Source organism: Agrobacterium vitis, assembly GCF_037039395.1.
Classification (GTDB): Bacteria; Pseudomonadota; Alphaproteobacteria; order Rhizobiales; family Rhizobiaceae; genus Allorhizobium; species Allorhizobium vitis_E.
On the sequence record NZ_CP146242.1, the window covers coordinates 3,337,162 to 3,361,493 of the forward strand.

A 24,332-nucleotide genomic window follows, 5' to 3' on the forward strand; every position below is an offset into this window, starting at 1 on the left:
TTTGAAATAACTCTTAATCAGCGGGTCGTAGGTTCGAACCCTACATCACCCACCATTCTTTTTATTGAAGTTCAAAATGAACTCATTTGCCTCGGATATCCAGGCAATTCTCCAGGTGTAGAGTTTGTCAAACGACATCTGGCGGACGCAGTTAAACTCATCCAGACGATTTTTTTCAAAATAAAACTATGATCCGCTTATGTTCTCACATGGCGATTTGTTTTCTCGTTATGTTCGCATTTATTCCTCATATTCATCCAAAAATAGCTGTGGATTCCTGTGGATAACTTTTGTCTGGAACTGCTCGTTCCGGCTGATTAAGCCGAGACGGTCAGCCTTGATTGCGGCAGGACGAAAGGGAGATGGGTCGGCGCGCGGCTGACCGTTCCACTCAGTCCATAGACGGAGGCGATGATGTCGTCGCGGATGACTGTGTGCGGTGGACCTTCGGCAATCAACTGTCCACCATCCAGCACGATCAGACTGTCGGCGAATTCCGCTGCAAGGTTGAGGTCATGCAGTACCGCAAGAACCATGCCTCCATCGGCGGCAAAGGTGCGGGCAGTTTCCAGTACGGAAATCTGGTGAGCAAGATCGAGGCTTGACGTTGGCTCATCGAGAAACAGGGCGCGTGGGCCGTTTTCATCGACTGCTGTCGGCAGTTGAGCCAGGACGCGGGCGAATTGCACCCTTTGTTGTTCGCCGCCGGACAGAGCATGGTAGGGGTGCGCTTCAAATGTTGAGAGACCCACCCGCGCCAACGCCTGTCTTGCAGCCTGCATCGGGCGGGCGGTTGCTGAGGCCATGGCGCCCATCCGCACCACTTCCAGGGCTGTGAACGGGAACGAAAGGCTCGTGCTTTGCGGCAGCACGCCGCGTCTGCGGGCGAGGTGTTGCGGCTTCAGCCGGGTGATATCGTGGCCGTCATACGTGATATGGCCTTCATCGGCTTTCAGGTCGCCGCAGAGCAGTTTCAGCAAGGTTGACTTGCCCGCGCCGTTTGGACCGATAATGACGGTGAAGCGACCCGGCACGAGGCGCAGGCTGATCCTGTCCAGCAGCAAGCGTCCGTGGCGGTGCAGCGTCAGATTTTCTGCGGTTATCATGGCACGTATCCCCAGGCATTCTCATTGAGCAGGTTTTAGTCTTGCATCATGCCGCGTCCGCTTCTGCCGAGCAGCAGGAGCAGAAAAACCGGCGCACCGATCAGGGCGGTGACGATGCCGATCGGCAGTTCCGCCGGTGCAACAATGGTGCGGGCAAGGCTGTCGGCCAGAAGCAGCAGGCTTGCCCCGCCCAGTGCGGAGGCCGGTAAAAGGAAACGGTGCGATGGGCCGATGGCCATGCGCAGCAGGTGCGGGACGACGATGCCGATAAAGGCAATCGAACCAGCCACGGCCACAGCGGCCCCGCAGGCGGCGGCGACGATCAGTACGCTGACGCGTTTCAGCCGCTCCACTGGAATTCCCATGTGAAAAGCAGCGGCATCGCCCAGCACGAGTGCGTCCAGTCCACGCGCGATGAAGGGGACGGCGGCAAGCGCACCTAGAATGAAGGGTGCGATTGACGCGGCCTTGGCATAGGTCGCCCCGCCCAGCGATCCCAGGTTCCAGAAGGTGATGTCGCGCAAGGCCCGGTCGTCGGCCATGAAGATCAGCAGGCCCGTTGCGGCCATGCTGAGGGCGCCGATGGCAATGCCTGATAGCACCAGTGCAATGGTCGAGGTCTGGCCGCCACGGCTGGCGATGGCATAGAGCAGGGCGGTGTTGAGCAGGGCGCCGCAAAACGCCATGATCGGCAGGAATTCCTCTCCAAGGACCGTTTGCAGCGGTAAAAGCAGGCCAGGGCCAAGCACGATGGCCGCCACTGCGGCAAGGCTGGCCCCGGAGGTGATGCCGACAATGCCAGGGTCGGCCAACGGGTTGCGAAACAGGCCCTGCATCATCGCCCCGGAAAGCCCGAGACCTGCGCCCACCAGAACACCCATCAAGGTGCGGGGCAGACGTACGGCCTCCAGCACGATACGGTCTTGCTGCGCCAGCGCGCTCTTTCCAGAGAAATATGTAACCAGATCGCTCAAGCCGACCCCCGTCGGCCCGCTGATCAGCGAGACGAAGCAGGCTGCCACAAGCAATGTCACCAACAGCAACACGGCTGTTATGCCACGGCGCGAGCGGTCGCCCGTCGATGCCAGTGGCACTGTTGATGAGGTTGCGGCTATCGTCACTGGATGGTCGCCTCTGGATAGAGCTTGGACGCCAGCTCCCTGGCTGCGTCGGCTGTGCGTGGTCCAAAGCCTAGCAGGTAGAGCCCATCCATGCTGAGAAAGGCCTGGGCCTGGGCTGCCGGACTGGTGGCGAGGGCTGGCAAGGCAAAAACCTGTGCGGCGGACAATTGGGCCGCTCCATGGTCCATGGCGAGGATTACGTCGGGTGCTGCGGCAATCACGGCTTCATCGCTAAGTGGTTTATAGCCCGTGCTGTCGGCCAGCGCATTGGTGGCGCCGGCAAGCCGGATCATCGCATCGGCGGCTGTGTCCTTGCCTGCGGCCATGATACGTCCATTGGCGATGGAAAGCACGAACAGAACCCGCTTCTTCTCTGCTGGAAGGTGGGCAAGATCAGTCTTTAGCTTATCCAATTGCGTCTCGAACCGGCTTGCCAATGCCTCTGCCTCTGGACCCTTGCCGATTGCGTTGCCCACGGCACGGATACGGGGAGCGACGGTTTCCGCCGAAGGCTGTTGAGGGATGTTGACCAGCGCCACGCCGCTTTGCGCCAGTACGGCCAGGGCATCGGGCGGGCCGGAGCCCGCTTCCGTCAGGATGAGATCGGGTTTCTGGGCCAGTATGCCCTCGGCGGACAGGCGGCGCATATAGCCGACATTGGGCTTTGACGATGCTTCAGGAGGATAAAGGCTGGTGGAATCGACCGCAACGATCCGTTCCCCGGCACCCAGGTCATAGAGAATTTCGGTGACCGTCCCGCCAATCGAGACGATGCGGCTGGCCTGGGGAAAGCTGTCCGCTGCGAAAGCAGCTGAGGTCATGGGCCAAGGGAGGTGAGGCGGGAGGGTAACAAGACCGAAAAGTGCAAGCGAGGTCAAAAGAGCAGAAGGTCTCATCAAGGGTATCGTCCTGAAGGTTGCCCAAGCAACGCCATTTCATGCGTTTTCAGAGCAGGATTGTGTATCGTAATCGAGCCCCTTCGCGGGCGTCGGGTCCGGTCTTCACGTGACGAATGACGACGAACAGCAGAGGGCTGGATTTTAACTTGACTATAATGCACAAGTTTTCATAATGACGCAACAGGACAGGTGCGTTACAGCGCCTTGTGTTTTGTCAAATGCACAAAGATGCTGTAACGCTTTATATCTGCTGCATAATTCCTCAACCCAATTCCGGCTTGAGGAATTATGCAGCATTGCTTTTCCAGCCAACGTGTGGAGCAGACTATGTATATTGCAATGAACCGATTTCGTGTCGTTCCCGGTTTCGAGGACGTGTTTGAAGCTCAGTGGCGTGATCGTCAGGGCCGGTTGGCGGAAGTGCCGGGCTATGTCGAGTTTCATATGCTGAAAGGCCCCAAGGGCGAGGATCACTCGCTTTATGTGTCCCATACGGTCTGGGAAAGCCATGAAACCTTCGTTGCCTGGACGAAGTCCGAGCAGTTCCGCGCCGCCCATGCCAATGCCGGGCAGAGCAAGGTTCAATATCTTGGCGGTCCGCATTTCGAAGGGTTTGAAGTGATCCTTCATGAAGACAGCAAGGGTACGCGCAGCTCCAAGGCTGCCTGAGACGATCATGGCTGCTGTCGATACTGCCCGCCTTTCACCGCTTGAGGTTGCCAAAGCGGCGCTTGCCGAAAAACCTGATGGCGTGGTGGAAACCATTGCAACCGAGGCGGGGGTAACGCCCGCCGAGATTCTGGCCATTCTGCCGCCAGATTGCGTGACCATCGCGCCGTCAGAGGCTTTTGAACCGATCTGGACCCATTTGTCAGGTTGGGGCGATGTTCTGACCATCGTCCACACAAAAGATGTTGTGCTGGAAGTGGTCGGCGCCCTGCCGCCGGGCTCCATTGGTCATGGCTGGTTCAACATTCACGGCGATAGTCCGGTTGGCGGCCATATCCGTATCGACCATTGCCGCTCCGTCGCCTTTGTCGACCGGATATTTCATGGTCGACGCTCCCTTTCGGTGTGGTTCATGAATGGCGAAGGTGCTGCAATGTTGAAGATCTTCGTGCGCAGAGATGTGCAAAAGACCTTGATCGCCGAGCAAGTCACCCTGTTCGAGCAATTGCGCTCCCAATATCGGGGTTCGGTGCCGGGATAGGGCCGGTTAGCGCCAATCTGGCGATCGTATCTTCGCGTCTAAAGCTGTAGAGCTTTACTCAGCCGCCGGAACTCTCCGGCGGCTTTTTGCCGTTCCTGTTTGTTTTGAAGGCGCGGGGAATCGGGTATTTAGACCTGCACGGCGCTGTAATACGGGCTGCCGTCCTGCTTGGTTATGCTGCTGTCTTGTGCATAAGGCAGTTTGGTCATCGATTGGCCTGAAATATGCGGCAGGCCAGCATGGCAGCGTCGGGAGTTTGTCAGGGGAATCGGCGGAAACCGGTTTTCCCGAAAAGACAAACGAAAACAAAAAACGATGGTCTGTTTGGGTCAATATAAAACTGACAGACTGTCCTGCATAAATCCTGATGCCTGATGCGGTTTAAGGGATTATGCAGCGGGTTTGGAATGCTACAGCAGGTTTCGTGCAGCATGTCATCTGCGCGCCGCTGTAATCGATACGGACAAAGGACAGTGATTTGCAGAGCCTGAAGAAATTTCTAGCGCTATTTCCGATCATCCTGCTGATTGCTGTCGGGATAGGTTCTTCCGGGCCTCATGGTTCTGTTGGGGGCTTTGTCGGGCTGGCGCTGGCGCAGGACAGTATTTTTGCCGATGACGATCCGGTTGCCAAGGCACCTGCGACGCTCGACCAGTTACAAAAGAAAATCGACTCGCTGGCCGGCGTCCCGCAAAAGGCTGGAAACAACGACCGCGAGTTGATGGAAGCCAAATCCAGCCTGGACGATACCGTCGGCCAATTGCAGGCCATGAAGCTGCTGATCGGGCCGCGTCAGGATGAGCTAGCCACTCGCTTGAAGGAGCTCGGCGATCCGCCGAAGGACGGCCAGCCTGCTGAAGCGGCTGACGTGACCCAGCAGCGAAACAAACTCAATGCCCAGAAAGCACAGATTGCTTCGGTCCTGAACCGGATCGACGAAGTCAGCAAGTCTGCGAGCGATTTGTCTATCAAGGTCACCGCTGCGCGCAGGGAGTTGTTCACACGGCAATTGCTGGCTCATACTGACATTTCCGTTGACAGTATGACGGATGCCGCCTTGTCCTACGGCACGGAAGCGAGCCGCTTTACCGATATGCTCGAAGGGTGGGCGGGCTTCGCCTGGCGCTTCAAGAAAATTTCGCTGGTCTCGGCCATGGTTCTATCGCTCGCCATGGCGCTGGGATTGCGCCTCGTTCTTCAGCGGATTCTGGGGCCGATCATCGAGCGCGGCAAGCTGGAGGAAAATCCCTCCTATATGAGCCGGTTTTCGGTGGCCTTCTGGGCGACGATCATGCCGTCCTTTGCCTTCAGCTTCTTCCTGATTTCCAGTTATTTCTTTCTCGATACCTTCAGCGTCATGCGGCCGGACATCGAGCCGATCATCGCGTCGTTTTTCGGCGTGTTCTGGCTGGTGTTTTTCTCGTCGCGGCTTGCAATCGCCGTGTTCAATCCATGGGCGCCGAAATGGCGGCTCGTGCATGTGTCCGACCGGGGCAGCCGCCAGCTGGTCGCGGCCTTCGTGGCCATGACGGTGATCAACGGTCTCGATTATGCCCTGTCCAGTATTGCGCAGACATTGGGATCGCCGGTCGAACTCTCGGTGTTGAAGGGGATGGTGTCGTCAAGCCTGGTTGGCCTCATCCTGCTCTGGGTTTCCTTCATTCGTCCACTTCTGCCGAAATCCGAGGATGAAGCCGCCACGGGTGGCCGTCCGTGGTCGAAGCGGACAGCCATCGCTCTTCGGGTCTGCGGCGTCTGGCTGATCTTCACCAGCCTGATCGGCTATATCGGCCTGGCCCGCTTCGTCGCCAGCCAGCTGATTTTGACGGGAGGCGTGGCGGCCACCATGTATATCGGCATCCGTTCAGGCCGGGCTGTGTCCGAGCGTGACCGGTTTGCAGAGACGATCGTTGGCCGTTTCCTGCAGCGCCGCTTCAATTTCGGGCCTGTCGCGCTCGACCAGTTCGGTATTGCCGCTGGATTGCTGATCTACGGCTTCGTTTTCGTGATCGGCGTTCCCCTGATCATGATGTCCTGGGGCTTCCAGCCGCCGGATATCCAGACATGGTTCTATAACCTGTTCATCCAGATCAATGTCGGCGGCATCAGCATTTCCATCGTCGGCATTTTCAGCGGGATCGCCATTTTCCTGATTGGTGTCGTGCTGACGCGCTGGTTCGAGAAATGGCTGGACGGCAATGTCATGGCGCGGTCGCAGGTCGATCCGGGCGTGCGCAATTCGGTCAAAACCTCCGTCGGCTATTTCGGCGCGATTGTCGCCGGTTTCATGGGCCTGTCGGCGGCCGGTATCAACCTGTCCAGCCTGGCGCTGGTTGCCGGTGCCTTGTCGGTCGGTATCGGTTTCGGTTTGCAGAATATCATTTCCAACTTCGTCTCAGGCCTGATTCTGCTTTTCGAGCGGCCCTTCAAGGTTGGCGACTGGGTGGCGACGGGGACGAGCGAAGGTTTTGTGCGGCGTATTTCGGTACGCGCCACGGAAATCGAAACCTTTCAGCGTCAGTCGATTATTGTGCCGAATTCGCAGCTGATCAACGCTTCGGTCGGAAACTGGACCCATCGCAACAAGCTGGGGCGGATCGACATGGAGATTGCCGCCAAGGCGGTCAATGATCCGCGCCATGTGATGGGCATGCTGAGAGAAGTGGCAAGCGAGGTACCGGGTGTGTTGCGCACCCCCGAACCGGTCGTCGTCTTCAAGAAATTCGATGGAGCGGACCTTGAGTTTGAAGTCCGCGTTTTTGTCGGCGATGTCTTGAACGGACTTGCGGTGCGCAACGAGTTGAGACTGGGGATTTTCGAAAGATTCAAGGCCGAAGGCGTGATTCTGAAGGAAGAAGCCGTGGCGGATGTAGCGGCAGCGGATGAACCGCCGCCACTACCGGCGCCCGGTTCGTAACGGCCTCGTCGCAGGCAAACCAGCCTGCGACGAACCGGGTTCGTCATATCCGGTGGGTTTCAAACAGCGCGACGTCGAGCATGAAAGAGCCGTCGGTTTCGATTTCGAAATGCGCTTTTGTCTCAGCGGCGGCATCCTGTTGCAACAGGCGGATGGCGGTGCGCATGGCATCCGGTGTCTTCATGCGGTCCGTCCAAACCTTGAAATCCATCCGCAACCGGCTGGTCTGACAGGTTTTTATCGCAAAGCCAGCCTGTCCAAGCATGTGCGTCCATTCGCCCAGCGTATAGTTCCTGACATGCGAGGTGTCGCGCAGCAGCTCGACTGCTTGCAGATGCGTGTTCAGCAATGGCGATGACGGCGAGACCACATCGATGAAGATTGCTGGGGCGCCCGGTTTCAGCACGCGCTGGGCCTGCCGCAAACCGGCATGGACGTCGTGCCAGTGATGGGCGGAAAAGCGGCAGGCGAGAAAGTCGAACTGACCATCTTCACAGGGCAATTGTTCGGCTGAAGCCCTGATTGTCGCAATATTCGTCAAGCCGCGCTCCGTTGCGGTTTGCGAGACTGCGGCCAGCATATCGGCGGAAAGATCGATGGCGGTCACGGTTGTCATATACGGTGCGATGGCATAGGCGACATGGCCGCCGCCACAGCCCAGATCGACGCCATGGCTGGCATTGGCGGTGCGGGCGATGTCGCCCAGGCGAACCAGATCGGCGCCGGAAGCGTGGACAGCGCTTTCCACATAGGCGCTCGCCCTTGGGCCAAAATTCTGCTGCACGTGGTGGTCGTGATTTTCGCTCACTGTATTTTTCTCGCTGGTTGCTGTTGGCATGTGACTGTTCCTGTTAAACTGACTTATCCCGGTTCAGATCATGAAACGCTTGAAATTCAGCGTTGCAACTCCATGTCTGGAGTGTAGCGCATCGTTCTTTTGTGCCTGGCAATCCGCTCAGGCCCGCTGCATGAGCTGTCCGCATCGTATCAAGGCATCGAAGATGTGGAGGCATCCTCGGTGGGTGGAGTTGTGCTTCTCTCGAATAGGCCAAAGGCTTGAAATCGTCGCCATAAGAAGACCAAGGGGCATGGTGATGTCGCTTGGTGTAAACAGCATGACGCCAACAATATGCTGTTACAAGAGGAGCAGTTATCCTGTTATAAATGCTGCCATGCTGGATGTTGAACAGAGACGTTTGCTGGGTGAGTTCGTACGTACCCACCGTGAAAAACTGGTGCCGGACCGGATCGGACGGCGCCGCACGCCGGGCCTGAGGCGTGAGGAACTGGCCGAACGGGCGGGTATCAGCGCTACATGGTGCGCCTGGATAGAGCAGGGGCGTCAGGTGCAGGCCTCGCCGCAGGCCTTGGCGAGGCTGGCGCGCGCCCTGGAATTGACCCGGGCCGAACGCGCCTATCTGTTTGAGCTGGCAGCCCGTCGCGACCCTGATGAGGAAGACGGAGACGCCATCGATGATGTGCCTGCGTCCCTGGTGACGGCAGTCAGCATGGTGCAGCATCCAGCCTATGCGCTTGATCGCAACTGGAATGCCTGTTGTTTCAATTCTGCGGCCGCATCCCTGTTTCCTGATTGGCTTGGCGAGCACAGCAAGGATAGAAACCTGCTGCGTTACGTATTCCTCAATCCCGGCGCCCGCGAGATCATTGTCGATTGGGAAATACGTGCGCTGCGGCTGCTGGCCGAGTTTCGCGCCGATTACAGTCATGCATTGCGCGATGCGACGGTCCGTGCGCTGATCGAACAGTTGCAGCGCGACAGTCCGCTCTTTGCTCAAGGGTGGAGCGAGCAGACGGTGCTGGACCGCGAAGGCGGAGAGCGTGAACTGGTTTCTCCTGATCGGGGCAGGCTGCGATTTCGCCAGTTCAACTACCGTCCCTGCGACCGTCCGGACTGCAAGCTGGTCTTTCTGATACCGCAATAAAGCATGTCCACGAGAGGAGCCATGAGCAGGTCTTGCTCTGCGTTTGACGATTTGCGATTGATCAAGGATCGTGACATCAGCAGATTTTATCCGCAGGTCGCGTCAGCCCATGCCCATGTCGCAAACGGGCGGCACAGGGGGGCGGGTCTTTATCATAGTCGCGGTATCAATCTTGCGGCGTCATCCGGTCGTTTGCGCCTTGCGCTCGCAGCAGAACAGGGGAAATTCCATGTCGATCAAATCTCATGCACGGGCCGTGGTGATCGGTGGCGGCGTCGTCGGCGTTTCCACGCTCTATCACCTGGCCAGGAAGGGCTGGAGCGATAGCGTGCTGATCGAGCGCAAGGAACTGACATCCGGCTCGACATGGCATGCCGCCGGTCTGCTGCCGCTGTTCAACATGAGCTATTCGGTTGGCCAGATCCACAAATTCTCGGTGAAGTTCTATCAGGAACTTCAGGAAGAGACCGGCATGAATGTCGGTTTCAGCAAGGTCTCCAATATCCGTCTCGCCCGCAGCAAGGACCGCTGGGACGAGTTCATGTATTATGCCGGGATTGCCGAAACCATTGGCGTCAAGGTCAACATCCTGACGCCTGAACAGGTCAAGGAAATCTGGCCGCTCTGTGAGACCGAAGGCTTGCTCGGCGCCATCCAGCATCCCGACGACGGCTATATCCAGCCCGCCGACCTGACCCAGGCGCTGGCCAAGGGCGCACGTGACCGTGGCGCGACCATCTATCGCAACACCACGGTAACGGCGATCGAGCAGCAGGCGGATGGCTTGTGGAAGATCACCACCGACAAGGGTGAGATTACCGCCGAACACGTGATTTCCTGTACCGGCAATTTTGCCCGCAAGACCGGTGAAATGGTCGGCATCAACATTCCCGTCATTCCGGTCGAGCACCAATATATCGTCACCGAGCCGCATCCAGCCATTGTTGAGCGCAAAGCCAAGGGCCTGCCGGAAATGGGCGTGCTGCGCGAGGCCGATAGCGCCTGGTACATGCGCGAGGAAAATGGTGGCCTGTTGCTCGGGCCTTACGAAGTTGGCGCGCCGGTCTGTTATGTCGATGGTCCGTCCGATGAGAGTGAATATGAGCTGTTCCAGGAAGAACTGGATCGGCTGATGCCGCATATCGAGACGGCCATGGTGCGTGTGCCGGCCTTTGGCGAAGTCGGCATCAAAAAAGTCTATAACGGCGCCATCGCCTATACGCCTGACGGTAATCCGATTGTCGGTCCGGCACCGGGTTTGAAGAATTTCTGGCTGAACGAAGGCCATTCCTTTGGCATCACCGCGGCTGGCGGGGCTGGCTGGCAATTGGCGGAATGGATTGTCGATGGCGAATCCACCCTCGACATGATGGGCGCCGATCCGCGCCGCTTTGGCCCTTATGCGATAGAAGGCTATCTGATCGCCAAGAACGAAGAAGCCTATGCCAATGTCTTCACCATGCATTACCCGGATGAGGAGCGCGCCGCCGCCCGTCCGTTGAAAACCACGCCGGTCTATGACCGGTTGAAGAAGATGGGCGCTGTCTTCGGCTCCGTCTATGGCTGGGAGCGCGCCAACTGGTTTGCGCCGGAAGGCTATGAAGTGCCCAAGAGTGAGCTTGGCGTTGGCGTCGATGTCATCACCAGCCACAATTACGCGCCCCCGACCGAGGATGGCCGCGTGGTGGAGAAATGGTCGTTCCGCCGCTCGAACTATTTCGAGCATGTCGGCAATGAGGTGAAGCATGTCAATGAGCATGTGGGCGTGCTCGACATGTCGGCTTTCGCCAAGATGGAAGTCTCCGGTCCCGGTGCCCGGGCCTGGCTGGACAGCCTTTTTGCCAATGCGATCCCAAAGAAGCGTGGCCGTATCGCGCTTTGTCACATGCTGACCCAGCATGGTGGGGTTCGTGCCGAATTCACGGTCTATGAATGGGCTCCGAACCGTTTCTATCTGGTGTCGGCTGGCGCTTATGAGGCCCATGATCATGATTATCTGCGCAAGCTGGCTCCGACCGACGGATCGGTCAAGCTTCAGCAGATCACCCAGAAGCTCGGCGTATTGGTTCTGGCCGGGCCAAAGTCACGGCAGGTCTTGCAGAAACTGACCCGAACCAGCCTTGATAACAAGGATTTCCCTTGGCTGACCGGTAAGGAAATCTCGGTTGGCGTGGCGAGTGCTCATGCATTGCGCGTCAACTTTGTTGGGGAACTGGGGTGGGAGTTGCATCACCCCATCGAGATGCAGGCCTATATTTTCGACAAGCTGATGGAAGCCGGTGCCGAATTCGACATCAAGCCTTTTGGTATTCGCGCCATGCTGTCGATGTCGGTCGAGAAATCCTACCGACTGATCCCGCGCGAAATGTCGATCGAATACAATGCCTACGAATCGGCGCTCGACCGTTTCATCAAGCTCGACAAGGACTTTATCGGCAAGGAGGCTCTGGTTGCCTATAAGGAGAAGGGTCTGAAATGGAATTTCGCCACGCTGCTTGTCGAAGGGGTTGCGGATGTTGACGCTCGCGGCTCGGAAGCGATCTATAATGAAGCGGGCGATCTGGTCGGGCGTGCTACCAATGGCACCTATGGTTGGCGCATCGGCAAGTCCATCGCGCTCGCCATGCTGCAACCCGGCTATGCAACTGAAGGCACCAAGCTGAAGATCAAGATCCTGGGCGATCTCTATGACGCGGTGGTTGTGGGTGAAAGCCCGTTCGATCCTGATAATGCCGCTCTCAGGGCTTGAGATTGGCAAACTGGAGCCAAATATTGCTTGATCAGGTGTTTGGAAATATTTGCTGTTTTCTAAACAGGGGCTGTATTGCAATGTTTGAAACTGGCCGTCGATAAACGACGTGCTGAATCTATCCAAAAAGGCGGCCTGTTGCGGGCCGCCTTTTTGTTCTTATTAATCATAGAAGGTATAACACCCCGTTTCGATTAATATTTCAGCAATCGGTCATGTCTATATTGCGGCAAGATCTCTTGTTCAAAGGCGTGTCATGACCTATCTTGGCGTTTCAGGAATGCAATATTCCGGCGAAAAATTTCCGGACGCACGTATTATCGTCGCAGAAGACTCCAATGTCTTTTCGTCCATGATCACACAGCGTTTGAAGGAGATTTTCAATATTGATGCGGAAATCTGCCGCACCTATGAAGATCTGATGGCCGCAAATGAGCTTTCTGATGAGCCCGTTACATTGGCGATTTCCAATATCAACCTGCCGGGCGCCGAAAATGGCGAGGCTTTGGAATATCTGACCGATCTGAACATTCCAACTGTCGTCTTTACCAGCACATTTCACGAGAAAACCCGTGAAAAGCTTTTGGCCAAGGACATTGTCGACTATATCCTCAAGGACAATATCTTTGCGGTTGAAATGCTGATCGAGTCCGTCTGCCGCTTTCTCACCAATCACAATCACCACGTGCTGATCGTCGACGATAGCCCGACGGCGCGCGCTTTGCTGTCAAGCCGCTTGAAGCGTTACAATTTCCGCGTCAGCACGGCGGATAACGGTGCTACGGCCCTGCAACTCCTTAAGAGCAATGCCGATATCGGTCTGGTCGTGACCGACTATAACATGCCTGATATCGATGGATTTGAACTGACACGGCGCATCCGGGCTGTGCGCGGCTCGCATGAACTGCGGATCATCGGCGTGTCGTCCTCGTCGGACCGTTTGCTGTCTGCGCGTTTTCTGAAGGTTGGCGGCAATGATTTCATGCTGCGCCCATTCATCGACGAAGAATTCTACTGCCGGGTCAATCAGAACCTCGATACGCTGGTGCAGATCCGCGCCGGGCGCAAGAGAAACCAGGCGGCAGCCTGATCGTCCCGCATGGCCCCTTAAATCCAGCCGGGTTTAAGGAAAATATCCCGCAGAGTTGACGTGTTCCAGCATCGCGGAAAACCGCGATGCTGTCAGGGCAGGGCGGAATGCGTCCTCCGTCCAGCCCTCAAAACATGATTGAGACCGGGCTTGGCTGATTAGACGCGACGGACGGCTGGTTTGATAAACCGAGCATTCAGGGCGGTCCGCTGAATGGACAGAAATTAAAATTACGCGGAAATTTCTAACCCTTATATCGCGTCTTTGCGTCAGAATGGCCTTCTGAGAGTTGAACGTAAGCGTATGAGTTAGAGCATCGGACCGAAAAGTGGGAACCGGTTTTCGGACAAATCCAATGCGGAAACAAAAGTTAGAGCATTGTGCCGAATCCAATTTTCTGGACGATGCTCTAAGGCAATCGGGCCGATAAGGTTTTTATACTTTTTCGCCGCTGCTATCGGCGCGCTTGGTTTGCCGACCCTTTTCCTATCGGTGGCCTGAGAATGCCGCCTGTATTTTGATTTTCGCCGCGTGCTGCGGTGCCATCGATTTTTCTCCCCCCAAATTTAGAGAATGCACGTTCGTGCTCCAAGGGAGCGCGGGCAGGGTGAAGGAGGCAGTGATGCCGCCGTCTGGAGAGGCGATAATCTTGGAGATGGTATGGAGCAGCAAATGGCGTTTTGCGCGCAGTCAGTTGCCACCGGGATGAGCGAAGCCCTTGGGACGGCCGCAAAGCTGCGGGTGTTGTTGATCGAGGATTCCCGGTCGATTTCCCGGCTTTTGCAGCATCGGATGATCACCTCCCTTGGCGTTGAGGTGATCTGTTGTCTCACCGCTGCCGAATGCCATGACGTTTTATCGCAGGACAACTGCCATTTCGATGTCGCAATTGTCGATCTCAATCTGCCGGGGGCGATGGATGGCGAATTGCTGGACCGGGTCGTTGCTCTCGGTATTCCCGCCGTGGTGTTTACCGCCACCTTCAGCCTCGATTTACGCGATAAGATCGTAGCGCGTGGCGTGGCCGATTATATCGTCAAGGACAATGAGCGTGCCCTGGATATGGTGCTTCAATCGGTCGAGCGCCTGCTCGACAACCGGAATTTCAAGGTTCTGGTGGTTGATGATGTCGCCTACGCACGGCAAGGCCTGGTCGATATCCTGCTGCTCCAGGGGTTCCAGGTATTTCAGGCCAGAACCGGCAGGCAGGCCCTCGATCTTTTGGCGGCAGAGAAAGACATTTCGCTTGTTCTGACCGACTACCATATGCCGGATATGGACGGCTACAATCTGACCCGGTCGATCCGGCAGATCTATTCCAGCGACGATCTGCGGGTTATCGGTATTTCGTCCTCGGCGGATCGGTTGCTTTCGGCCAGTTTCCTGAAGGCTGGGGCCTGCGATTTCGTCTACCGGCCCTATGTCACCGAAGAATTGCAGTGCCGGATCAACCTGCATGTGCGGGCGCTGTTACAGATCCACCAATTGCGCACCGCCGCCTTCAAGGACTACCTGACAGGGCTGTTCAACAGGCGCTATTTTTTCAGTGAAGGACCGTCTCTGGTAGAGCAATGCCTGCTGAATGCGAGGCCCTGTAGCGTGGCCATCCTCGACGTCGATCATTTCAAGAAGCTGAACGATACCTATGGCCACGAAGCGGGCGACCGGGTGCTCAAACAGATTGCGGATCGCATGACGGTTTATGCCCATGGATCGCCGGTGCTGCTGGGACGGCTCGGCGGCGAGGAATTCGGGATTCTCTTGCCGGGATTTAACAGCCAGCAGGCTGCGGCCTTTTGCGATGGATTGCGTGTCGATCTCTCACACAGACAGGTGATGCTGAACACCGGTAACGTGACGGTCACGGTTTCCATCGGGGTGGCGGAAGTAGGTGGGCGCGAAGTTTTCGACAACTATCTGCATGCGGCCGATCAATATCTCTATCTGGCCAAGCAATGCGGCCGAAACCGTGTCTATTGCGACCATTCCGTTGCGCCTTCAAAGGCCGTAACGCTCCCCTTTGAAGCGTGATGCGACGATTTTCAGGTGTGTGAATTTGTTCTTTTACAAAAGATTTCTCCTATAGCGGTGGCCGGTGCAAGGAGGCGTGCTATATAGGCGCCTCTGTTGCTCACAGTCCGTTTCCGGGAGTGGAGACCGGTGGGGCGCATGGGAAGGTCCGTGTTGTCGCATTGTCTCGACAGTCAAGGAGGCGGACGTTCAGGAATGTCTGCACGAATGGCGTCTATCGTATCGATCAAGTCCCTCACCAAGACCTATTCCACCGGTTTTTCGGCATTGAAGGATGTGTCGCTGGAGATCGAGGAGGGCGAGATCCTCGCTCTGCTCGGCCCCAATGGCGCGGGCAAGACCACGCTGATTTCCATCATCTGCGGCATCGTCAATCCCACATCCGGAACGGTGGTCGTCGATGGTTACGATGTCGTTCAGGATTTTCGCCAAACCCGGGCGCTGATCGGCCTCGTGCCGCAGGAACTGACCACGGATCAGTTCGAGACCGTGTGGAACACCGTGGCCTTTTCGCGCGGTCTGCATGGGCGCAAGGCCGATCCCGCCTATCTTGAGGGAATATTGAAATCCCTGTCGCTCTGGGAAAAGCGCGATGCGGTGCTGCGGGAGCTTTCCGGCGGCATGAAGCGCCGTGTGCTGATTGCCAAGGCGCTGTCCCATGAACCGCGCGTGCTGTTTCTGGATGAACCGACGGCGGGGGTCGATGTCGCGCTCCGCCGCGATATGTGGAACCTGGTGCGCGATCTGCGCAGCCGGGGCGTCACCATCATTCTCACCACCCATTATATCGAAGAGGCCGAGGAGATCGCCGACCGTATCGGCATCATCAACCAGGGCGAGGTCTTGCTGGTGGAGGACAAGGTGGCGCTGATGCGCAAGCTTGGCCGCAAGCAGATGATCCTGGATCTGGCCGAACCGCTGAAAAGCCTGCCGGGACGGCTGGACGAATGGCACCTCAGCCTTGCTGGCGAAGGCCGCCAGATCGTCTACGATTATGAGCCGCAGGCAACGCCCGGCGCCTTGATGGCGCTTCTGACGGCTTTGGAAACCTCGAGCATCGCTGTGGTTGACATTTCCACCAGGCAAACCTCGCTCGAGGATATTTTCGTTTCGCTGACCGGGGGGAAATCATGAATTATACCGCAGTCTGGGCCATTTACCGGGCCGAAATGCAGCGTATGCGCCGCACCCTGATGCAGAGCCTGATTTCTCCTGTCGTGTCGACCGCGCTTTATTTCATCGTGTTCGGTGCGGCGATCGGCACGAAAATGCAGACCGGGACTGAGGTGGGCTATGGTGGGTTCATTACGCCGGGACTGATCATGCTGACGCTGATTTCGCAATGCATATCCAATGGCGCCAATGGCATCTATTTTCCCAAATTCACCGGCACCATCTATGAAATTCTTTCGGCGCCGATTGCCTTGGGCGAGGTTCTGCTGGGCTATGTCGGGGCGGCGACCACCAAGGGGATGATTGTCGGCCTGATCATTCTGGCCACATCGACGCTATTCGTCGATATCCGGGTGGATCATCCGGTGCTGATGCTGCTGTTCATGGCTTTGACGGCGATGTCCTTCAGCATGGCGGGTTTCATCATCGGCATATGGGCAAAGAATTTTGAGCAATTGAGCATGGTGCCAATGCTGGTCATCCCGCCGCTGACCTTTCTGGGTGGGACATTCTACTCGATCAACGCTCTGCCGCCTGTCTGGCAGATGATCAGCCACTTAAACCCGGTCTTCTACCTGGTGAGCGGCTTCCGTTGGAGCTTCTTCGGTGAGGCGGATATCAATCCACTGATCAGTCTGGCCATGATCGGCCTGTTCCTGACCCTCTGCCTTGCAGTGCTGTCCTGGATGTTCCGCACCGGCTACAAGCTGAAGGCCTAGAATTTATCTTGGGAAAAGCGGAGCCCGACTTTCCTGAGGCAAAAGCACAAAGGATGCTGTAACTAACTCTGCATATCCGCTGCATAGTTTTCTCCTTAAACCGTAACTGGCTTAAGGAATTATGCAGTCGCTTAGTGATCTGCCATGGGGATGGGCTGTGTGGCGGCGCCGATGATATCCCTCATACAGTTCACCTCCTCGATTGGTATCCATCCTCTGGTATAGCCGAGACTGATTGCATTCGACGCAATTGCCAATTGCTGACGCAAATGATGAACATCGTCCAGGAGCGTGGCAATGGCGGCTCTTGCATCGCCGTCGTGCCATTCAATAAGATGAGCAATCCGGTCGGCTTCTAGCGATTCAGGCTTTGAACACATATCGAAGATCTCCTGTGAAAGCAGACTTTCAGCGTATCAAAACGCCACATTGTTCTTGTTATGTTCTTGACTGTGAGGAGTCAAGGATGATGTTTGGCTCCATCGTTTCTGCACAGGGCATGCCGAACTGGAGACAAATTTTAGACTTTCCGTCTCATCATGCCTGCGAAATCCGGCTCGAATATAATTTCAGAAATTTTAGAACGGGGTTTTTCGGAAATTCCTCTTGCGCTTCTTTTCGATCCGTTCTAAATGCCCGTCACCACACGCTTTTAAGTTATGGAATGGCCTCGTGGCGGAGTGGTTACGCAGAGGACTGCAAATCCTTGCACCCCGGTTCGATTCCGGGCGAGGCCTCCATTCCCTTCTTCTCCCATATGTAAATCTCTGATTTGCCGACGTTATTTTCAGCGTATGGCAGTTTTTCGCTTGCGGCTCCGCCAAGCGGTTTTGAGCGTGTGGCAGATTTAGTTCCCCAGTGACTAAACGATGGCTTCTCAATGGTTTCTGTAAATCGCGCAAAAGGCTTGGTGTCGATTACGATTCCGACTGCTGCGCGCTGGAGTGCTGGATAAGGCTCGTTTTGTAGTACGAGCGCCTCTTCGGGGTTCAAAGAGATGATGCCGATTCCAGGAGAGATTGGGCGCATTTGCAGGATGAGAGCCGAATTTCACCAGTTCGCTCTCTGCAGATCAAGTATATTTTTCGTGTAAAGACGCGGTTTATCAGCCCAGGTGAGGCGTTTTGTCAGGATTGGTTTGTTAAGTTTTGTAAAAGCTATGTAATTAAAAATTGAATGAAAATAGAAATTCAATTTTTAATTGCATTGCTCAAGCATATCTCACCAAGAGGGTCGAAATGAAAAATGCAATAAATTCATTATTTAAGTTTGAGAAGAGGTATTTTGATTTTCAAAAATTGATCTATGCACCTCGCGCTTTTTTTATAATGTTTTTATTAATAATTTCGTTCGCCGTCTACACATTTTCGTCGTTGCAATTCACTTTGGACAATTTTTTTAAAGTCATATTCTTTTCGCTATTTATTCAATTTTTTTATTTTACGCTAATTGTCTGTGCTGTGATGCAGAAGGTGAATGATTCGCGTCCCAAGGATGACGTGAAGTTTAAAGCGCGAAGGATTCTTGATCATAAAACCGATAATGGTTTGTCATAGGCAATGACGTTGATTGAGTGGATTCCGCTTCTGGATGAGGCCGCTGCGGAGGCAGTCAGGGGAAGCGTTTAAGCCCTGCGCGTCCTTCCTCGCAACGACCCCTACACGATGAATCGGCCTTGACCGCCGATCTAACGGTACTCGCTATCCAACATGACTGGTATGGCTATCGTCGCATCACTGCGATCGGCATCAGGCGGCTTGGATCGTGAACATCAACGGCCGGCAAGATGCAATCGGATTGGCAAGGCGTGTGGATTGGTGGTGTTCATGTGCTGTAACAAACCATCTGTATGCGTATCTGTTGGGACCGGCGACTGTTCAAATCAGCGCCGGCATGTAACAATGGCGTATGACGCACGGTGATCTCAACTATATCTTGCAGACGCTTTACGATGCCGGTGGCCGGGACGTGAATGCGAAGGATTTGCCTTGGTCGACAGGGATGACGCCTGCGATCCTGCAAGCATTGAACATGCTCTATATGACACGCTCGGAGCGGGGAGAGGATAAGCTGTTTTCGCTGACCAGGTCAGGCTATGGAGCCATAGGGCAGGAGCCGCCGGTGCTATTTCCATTTTTGCGCAAATTATTTCGATAGAGCGATTTATACTGTCGCATGTCTCGTTCAACTGAACGATAACATCCATGCGCAAAAAGACGGACTGGCATTTTCAATGAACCTCCGTCTTAAATCTCGGCATCCTGGTGTTCGAATTGCCAGGTCAAGGCTTCTGATCCGTGGCGCAGCGTCATGATGGCGGGGCTTGTTGTTGCCTCGTCAGGAGCGCCGATCAGCAATGGCCAGCGCCGCAGGAAGCGGATGAGCATGCCTTCGCCGCAATCGTTGACGGACAGGATGATGTCACCGACATATTTTTCCTTCGGCTCATCACCCAAGATTGCGGCAAGTGATGCTGTCAGCCGATAGTGATTGGAGAACGTTATATGCATGTATTGTGAGCAGAAGGCCAATTCCTTGATTGAACTTCCAACGATGTCTCTTGGTTTTATCATGGTCGCGCCGTCTGCAACGTTAATTTCATGTGATATGGGCGTGGGAGGCACAATTCGCAGCAAATTCGATATGGTGAATTTCACGCAGTGTGTATCCGCAGCACTTTCCATCAAATTTGATGTTATCGTGCCGTCATAATACGCTGAACCTGCTGCCTGATCTCGGTATTGATTTAATTCAGTCCCCACGAATTGACTCGTAATCTAGAATTCAAAAAAATACACTGAATTACTAGGGGTAGATTGACCAATATTGGGTTGATTTGTGCTCAATGCGGATTGCATTGCGGCAGGTCTCATGTTTCCACATGCAATATTATCAGACTATGAACGGTTCAGATCCGGGTTGGAAAAGCGACTGCATAATGCCTTGAATCGAGCTCGATTTAAGGAGGAAATTATGCAGCAGATTTAAAGTGTTAAAGCGACCTTTGTGCGTTTTATAAAACGCACTGCGCTGTATAGGCCTTGCGGGTCTTGTTCCATTGCAGGAAGAGATTTTAGAGGCTCTTGCCCGACATGGCTTGAAAGCTGCGTTGCCGCCGATTAAACACGCTATAGCAAATGGTGTGATCCCTATGGGATGGCACCCTTGGCAATGGCAGCTCTCAGGTTCTACGGCGTTGTTTTCGGTCATCGGAGGCGCGGCGAGCGGTGATATGGAGCCGCTTCGGAACATGTCGGGGCGGCGGCTTTGGATTGTTTGCCGGCGGTGTCCCGCGGCAAACGCAACCGGTGTAAAATGGGCAACGATATGATCGATTTTGAAGCAGCGCGGGCGAAAATGGTGGACGGCCAAATTCGAACGACGGATGTAACCTCTCATTCCGTGCTTTCGGCTTTTCTGTCCGTACCGCGGGAAGCCTTTGTGCCGGACAATCTGAAAGCCCTGGCTTATATCGATGAAGATATTCAGGTCGCTCCCGGTCGCTATCTGATGGATCCGTCGCCGCTTGCCAAGCTTTTGCAACTGGCGGAAATTGGCCGCAGTGAACTGGTTTTGGAAATCGGAGCGGGCACCGGTTATGTCTCGGCTTTGCTCGGACGTCTGGCCGGGGCGGTTTTTGCCGTTGAAAGCGATGAGCAACTGGCCAGCGCTGCCAAGTCCAATCTTGAAAAGCTGGGTGCCGCGAATGTCACGGTCGTTCAATGTCCGCTGGAGGCTGGCTATGCCAAGGAAGCTCCTTACGATCTGATTTTCCTGAGTGGGTCGGTCGAGGAAGTGCCACCGGCACTGTTCGATCAATTGCGTGACGGTGGTCGTTTGATTGGCGTCGTCGGTAGCGGCCGCGCCGTCCGCGCACATGTCTTCGTCAAGGCCGGTGGGTCGGTTTCGACAAGCTCACTGTTCAATGCTTCGATCAAGCCGCTTCCTGGCTTTGAAAAAGCGCGCGAATTCGTATTCTGATCATCGATACGAGGTTTACGAACGGTCATGTGAATGATCGTTCGTATTGGATTTTTGAATATCTCAAGCCCTTGGCGCATTTGAGATATTCAAAATGCCTTCAAGGCGAGGATGTGGCTCCCACCTTCAAGCCTTGGTATTCTTGCAAGCCTTGTATTCTAGGCATGGCTTCTGCATCCATTTTCCTAAAATGGTTGCAATTTTTATGTATGGCTATTTTGGTTGTGGATGACCGAGTGGCTGTTTCTTGTTTTAAAGTTGTTTTCGTTCAATTCTTTATATCAGTGATTTTTTTGCAGCATGAAATGCAAGCTGTCAGGCTCTTGTCAAAACTCTGTAAATCTGCGGGCTCAGCCTATGAATTCTCCCAGGATGATTTGTGGTCAGCTTCACGCAATCTAGGCCCTTAGAATAAGGGCTGTCGCAGTTTGATGGTGAGTTTATTGCCATCTTGTCAGCAATGCGGGGGAAGGGTGAGAGCCGTTTCCAATATTGGTGACAAGTTGGAGAGAATCGGCTTCACATGAGAGTGCTGGTAAAATTCAGGCGGTCCTCCGGGGCCGGCCCCTCCATGATGGAATGGGCCTTGGCTTAATTAAAGTTGGGAGATGTATCCTTGTCGAGCCTTCGTAACGTGGCCTATGCCGCAGCATTTCTTCCGCTGTTTTTTCAACCTGCCGTGCTGCATGCCGAAACCATTTTCGGCGCCATGGAAAAGGCTTATAAGAACAATCCTGATCTGAACTCGGTGCGTGCCGCCCTGAGGGCAACGGATGAGAGCGTGACGATTGCCAAGGCTGGCTACAGGCCGCAACTGGGCTTTTCCGTCTCCGGCACGCAGTCTTCCTTTGGCAATTTCAACGGCACTGCCATCGGCACTCTACCAGCGGATAGATATTCGGCGGATTATTATAAATCCGACGTGCAACTGACATTAACCCAGCAGATTTTCGATGGATTCCAGACGCTCAACAATGTGCGCTCTTCAGAAGCGGGCGTGCTTTCCAATCGGGAAAGCATGAAGGCGGATGAGATCCAGATCCTGCTCGGTGCAGCCCAGGCCTATGCCGATGTGGCGCGGGACCAGCAGATTGTCGGTATCCGCCGCCAGAACCTGAGCTTCCTTCAGGAACAGCTGAAAGCTGCCAATGCGCGGCTGGAGGTGGGCGAAGGCACCAAAACCGATGTCAGCCAGGCAGAGGCGCAACTGGCGGGTGCCGACAGTCTGCTGGCCTCCGCTATCGCCCAACTGAGACAGAGCGAAGCATCCTATATGCAGGTGGTTGGCGAGATGCCGAAGGATGTGCGCCAACCGGTGCGCGCCACCAAGGCGATGCCGACCAATCTGGACAAGGCCGTTGCTTTGGGCATCAGGGAGCATCCCAGCGTGCTTGCCGCTCTGCATGCGGTAACCTCGGCGCAATATCAGGTGAAATCGGCCGAAGGCAGCCTGCTTCCGGGCGTCAGTCTTCAGGGCAGCCTTGATCGCCACAATACGGATAATCCAAGCGAGTCGACCGACCGCGATTATTCTGCGGCATCGATTACAGCGCAGGTGAAAATTCCGCTCTATCAGGGCGGTTCGGAATATGGCCAGATCCGCAAAGCCAAGGAAACCGTTGGTGCGCAGGAACTGAAAGTCGATTACGCCCGATTGAGCGTGCGAAAGCAGATCATGACCGCTTTTGCCCAGATGCAAGCCGCAACTGCGGCCATCACCTCGGGCCGCAAGCAGGTTACCGCCGCAAAGCTCGCCTTGCAGGGCGTTATCGAGGAACGCAATGTCGGCCAGAAGATCACCCTTGACGTTTTAAACTCGCAGCAGACCGCACTCGACGCGCAGGAAAGCCTCGTGAACGCACAGCGCAATGAAGTGGTGGCCAGCTACTCATTGCTGGCGGCAACTGGCACTTTGACGGTCAGGAGCCAGGGATTGCAGGTGGCGGAATATAAGGCAGAAGAGCATTACGATGCCGTCAAGGACAAGTGGTTCGGATTGCGGGCTGCCAACGGCAAGTAAGCCATGGGTCATTAAAAATGGCTGTTGGTATACCCTTTGCAAATATCTCAAGCGAGTGATGAGTTTGAGATATTTGCAATACCTTCAAGCCGACGATGCGTGGTCGTCTTCTCGCCTTGGTATGAGGTCTCTCATTGCGGATAATTCGGCCCGGCTGGCGAAACAATCCTCGATTGAACCCATAAAGCTGTGTATTTTGGGCTTTAAGCTTTTGAAGGCGATTTCCTCGAGCAAAGGGGTATCCTAAGGTCGAGCGAATCACATGGCAAAAGCCGATGGGGTTTGAAGCCAAATGGGGAATGTAATGGCCCAGCCGAATGTATCGCGTGAACCGTCCATGGAAGAGATCCTGGCCTCCATTCGCCGGATTATCGAAAGCAATGAGCCGGCACCCGCCCGGTCTTTCGATGATGCCTATGGTTATGACAGTGAAGTGGACGAACTGGATATTGCCGGTAATGCATTTTCCGTCGAGGCTGTGCCGATGGATCTGCCGGTTGCGGCCAACCAGTCCGGTCCGGCTCAGTTGGCGGCATCTGCTGCAAACCGTTTCTCCGAGGATGCAGGCGATCAGGGCCGTGACCATTTGAGCCGTGAGCCTGGTCTTGGCGGACAGCAGATAGCAGATGGCGCAAGGCATACGGCAAAGCCGGTGTCGCTTGCCGATCTGGCAGCCCGGGTGCGTGCCACGTCCGAGCGGCGCGAAGAGCCCGGCGCTGCCGAGTTTCCTTCTGAATTTCCTCCCGCTTTCTCCAAGCAAGAGCCGCAATCGCGCGATGGTCGTGGGGTCTCTTCCTACATGTCTGACACCATTGGTGGTTTTCGCGAGATTGCTACGGAGCAAGCGGGGCCTTTGGGGCAGGTCCGGCCTCTGGCAAAGGCGCGAATCGCCGAACCGGAAGCCATGAGCGCCAGCCAGCGCCATATTGAAGCGCTGTTGCAGTCGGAACCTGTGGCTCAGGCTGAGGTCGCGCCTCAGGAGCAGGCCGAAGAGGCGGATATGCAGGGCGATAACCGGGCCTATAATCGGCAAGGCGCGCTTTTGTCCATGCAGGCCGGTGCGCAGGTGGCCAAGTCCTTTGAGGAGCTGGCAGCTGTCGTCGATGGCCAGCAGCGCAGGTCGCTGGATGAAATCGCCCAGGATATGTTGCGGCCGATGTTGCAGGACTGGCTTGACGACAATCTGCCGACCCTGGTTGAGCGTCTGGTGCGCGAAGAAATCGAACGTATTGCACGTGGTCCGCGCCGCTAAGAGGGCGGTACCGCAGGCTGCTCTCGGCAAGCGTGTGTATGAAAACGTCGAACTGGAACAATCGGAAGCCGCCTTGTGAATGGGCGGCTTTTTGCTTTCCTTTCTTGACACTGCGCGACCT

Annotated in this window: 19 protein-coding genes and 1 tRNA gene; 14 read left to right on the plus strand and 6 right to left on the minus strand. The window is 55.5% G+C overall.

Annotated elements, in window-relative coordinates; genetic code table 11:
• Positions 1 to 317: 317 nt before the first annotated feature.
• Genes V6582_RS18020 through V6582_RS18030 form a run of 3 tightly spaced genes read right to left on the minus strand, consistent with a single transcriptional unit; the run spans position 318 to position 3,123 of the window.
• Entirely contained in the window at positions 318 to 1,106 is a 789-nt protein-coding gene (locus V6582_RS18020; RefSeq protein ID WP_156630519.1) for a heme ABC transporter ATP-binding protein, read from the minus strand.
• Positions 1,107 to 1,141: 35 nt separating this feature from the next.
• The gene (locus V6582_RS18025) at positions 1,142 to 2,227 is read right to left on the minus strand and encodes a FecCD family ABC transporter permease (RefSeq protein WP_337739168.1); all 1,086 of its coding nucleotides are present in this window, start codon (positions 2,225 to 2,227) and stop codon (positions 1,142 to 1,144) included.
• Positions 2,224 to 3,123, minus strand: coding sequence for a heme/hemin ABC transporter substrate-binding protein (locus V6582_RS18030; RefSeq protein WP_156630520.1), 900 nt, complete (start codon positions 3,121 to 3,123; stop codon positions 2,224 to 2,226). The genes V6582_RS18025 and V6582_RS18030 overlap by 4 nt, the downstream gene beginning before the upstream one ends.
• Positions 3,124 to 3,453: 330 nt before the next feature.
• Between V6582_RS18030 and V6582_RS18035 the strand changes: the two genes are divergently transcribed.
• The 3 genes from V6582_RS18035 (at position 3,454) to V6582_RS18045 (ending at position 7,253) form a co-directional block, all read left to right on the plus strand.
• On the plus strand, positions 3,454 to 3,795 hold the full coding sequence (locus V6582_RS18035; RefSeq protein ID WP_156630521.1) for an antibiotic biosynthesis monooxygenase family protein: 342 nt from the start codon (positions 3,454 to 3,456) through the stop codon (positions 3,793 to 3,795).
• Between the two features lie 7 nt (positions 3,796 to 3,802).
• Positions 3,803 to 4,336: a heme utilization cystosolic carrier protein HutX gene (gene hutX / locus V6582_RS18040; protein WP_156630522.1), complete on the plus strand. Its 534-nt coding sequence runs from the start codon at positions 3,803 to 3,805 to the stop codon at positions 4,334 to 4,336.
• Between the two features lie 478 nt (positions 4,337 to 4,814).
• Positions 4,815 to 7,253, plus strand: a complete 2,439-nt coding sequence (locus V6582_RS18045; RefSeq protein WP_156630523.1) for a mechanosensitive ion channel domain-containing protein — start codon at positions 4,815 to 4,817, stop codon at positions 7,251 to 7,253.
• Between the two features lie 43 nt (positions 7,254 to 7,296).
• On the opposite strand, the gene V6582_RS18050 is transcribed toward V6582_RS18045, so the two are convergent.
• Positions 7,297 to 8,091: a class I SAM-dependent methyltransferase gene (locus tag V6582_RS18050; RefSeq protein ID WP_156630524.1), complete on the minus strand. Its 795-nt coding sequence runs from the start codon at positions 8,089 to 8,091 to the stop codon at positions 7,297 to 7,299.
• A gap of 334 nt (positions 8,092 to 8,425) precedes the next feature.
• On the opposite strand from V6582_RS18050, the gene V6582_RS18055 reads away from it, so the two are divergent.
• The 6 genes from V6582_RS18055 to V6582_RS18080 all read left to right on the plus strand — a co-directional run bounded on the left by V6582_RS18055 (position 8,426) and on the right by V6582_RS18080 (position 16,958).
• Positions 8,426 to 9,196: a helix-turn-helix transcriptional regulator gene (locus V6582_RS18055; RefSeq protein ID WP_070165049.1), complete on the plus strand. Its 771-nt coding sequence runs from the start codon at positions 8,426 to 8,428 to the stop codon at positions 9,194 to 9,196.
• Positions 9,197 to 9,431: 235 nt separating this feature from the next.
• Entirely contained in the window at positions 9,432 to 11,945 is a 2,514-nt protein-coding gene (locus V6582_RS18060; protein ID WP_337739177.1) for a GcvT family protein, read from the plus strand.
• A gap of 256 nt (positions 11,946 to 12,201) precedes the next feature.
• On the plus strand, positions 12,202 to 13,035 hold the full coding sequence (locus V6582_RS18065) for a response regulator (RefSeq protein WP_156630526.1): 834 nt from the start codon (positions 12,202 to 12,204) through the stop codon (positions 13,033 to 13,035).
• 705 nt (positions 13,036 to 13,740) lie between these two features.
• Positions 13,741 to 15,066, plus strand: coding sequence for a diguanylate cyclase (locus V6582_RS18070; protein ID WP_156630743.1), 1,326 nt, complete (start codon positions 13,741 to 13,743; stop codon positions 15,064 to 15,066).
• 207 nt (positions 15,067 to 15,273) lie between these two features.
• Positions 15,274 to 16,200 (plus strand): ABC transporter ATP-binding protein, encoded by a 927-nt coding sequence (locus tag V6582_RS18075; protein ID WP_156630527.1) that lies wholly within the window; start codon positions 15,274 to 15,276, stop codon positions 16,198 to 16,200.
• The gene (locus tag V6582_RS18080) at positions 16,197 to 16,958 is read left to right on the plus strand and encodes an ABC transporter permease (protein ID WP_156630528.1); all 762 of its coding nucleotides are present in this window, start codon (positions 16,197 to 16,199) and stop codon (positions 16,956 to 16,958) included. The genes V6582_RS18075 and V6582_RS18080 overlap by 4 nt, the downstream gene beginning before the upstream one ends.
• 131 nt (positions 16,959 to 17,089) lie before the next feature.
• Here V6582_RS18080 and V6582_RS18085 read toward each other — a convergent pair whose 3' ends face one another.
• On the minus strand, positions 17,090 to 17,338 hold the full coding sequence (locus V6582_RS18085) for a dehydrogenase (RefSeq protein ID WP_234889564.1): 249 nt from the start codon (positions 17,336 to 17,338) through the stop codon (positions 17,090 to 17,092).
• A gap of 286 nt (positions 17,339 to 17,624) precedes the next feature.
• On the opposite strand from V6582_RS18085, the gene V6582_RS18090 reads away from it, so the two are divergent.
• Positions 17,625 to 17,698: transfer RNA gene (locus tag V6582_RS18090), tRNA-Cys, on the plus strand.
• A gap of 1,506 nt (positions 17,699 to 19,204) precedes the next feature.
• On the opposite strand, the gene V6582_RS18095 is transcribed toward V6582_RS18090, so the two are convergent.
• Entirely contained in the window at positions 19,205 to 19,720 is a 516-nt protein-coding gene (locus V6582_RS18095) for a hypothetical protein (RefSeq protein WP_156630529.1), read from the minus strand.
• Between the two features lie 565 nt (positions 19,721 to 20,285).
• Between V6582_RS18095 and V6582_RS18100 the strand changes: the two genes are divergently transcribed.
• From V6582_RS18100 to V6582_RS18115, 4 genes are all read left to right on the plus strand, one after another.
• The gene (locus V6582_RS18100) at positions 20,286 to 20,939 is read left to right on the plus strand and encodes a protein-L-isoaspartate O-methyltransferase family protein (RefSeq protein ID WP_162292193.1); all 654 of its coding nucleotides are present in this window, start codon (positions 20,286 to 20,288) and stop codon (positions 20,937 to 20,939) included.
• A gap of 29 nt (positions 20,940 to 20,968) precedes the next feature.
• Complete coding sequence (locus tag V6582_RS18105) at positions 20,969 to 21,349, plus strand: hypothetical protein (RefSeq protein ID WP_156630530.1); 381 nt, start codon at positions 20,969 to 20,971, stop codon at positions 21,347 to 21,349.
• Between the two features lie 206 nt (positions 21,350 to 21,555).
• Positions 21,556 to 22,959, plus strand: coding sequence for a TolC family outer membrane protein (locus V6582_RS18110; protein ID WP_420360156.1), 1,404 nt, complete (start codon positions 21,556 to 21,558; stop codon positions 22,957 to 22,959).
• 304 nt (positions 22,960 to 23,263) lie between these two features.
• The gene (locus tag V6582_RS18115; protein ID WP_156630532.1) at positions 23,264 to 24,211 is read left to right on the plus strand and encodes a PopZ family protein; all 948 of its coding nucleotides are present in this window, start codon (positions 23,264 to 23,266) and stop codon (positions 24,209 to 24,211) included.
• The last annotated feature ends 121 nt before the right edge of the window (positions 24,212 to 24,332 follow it).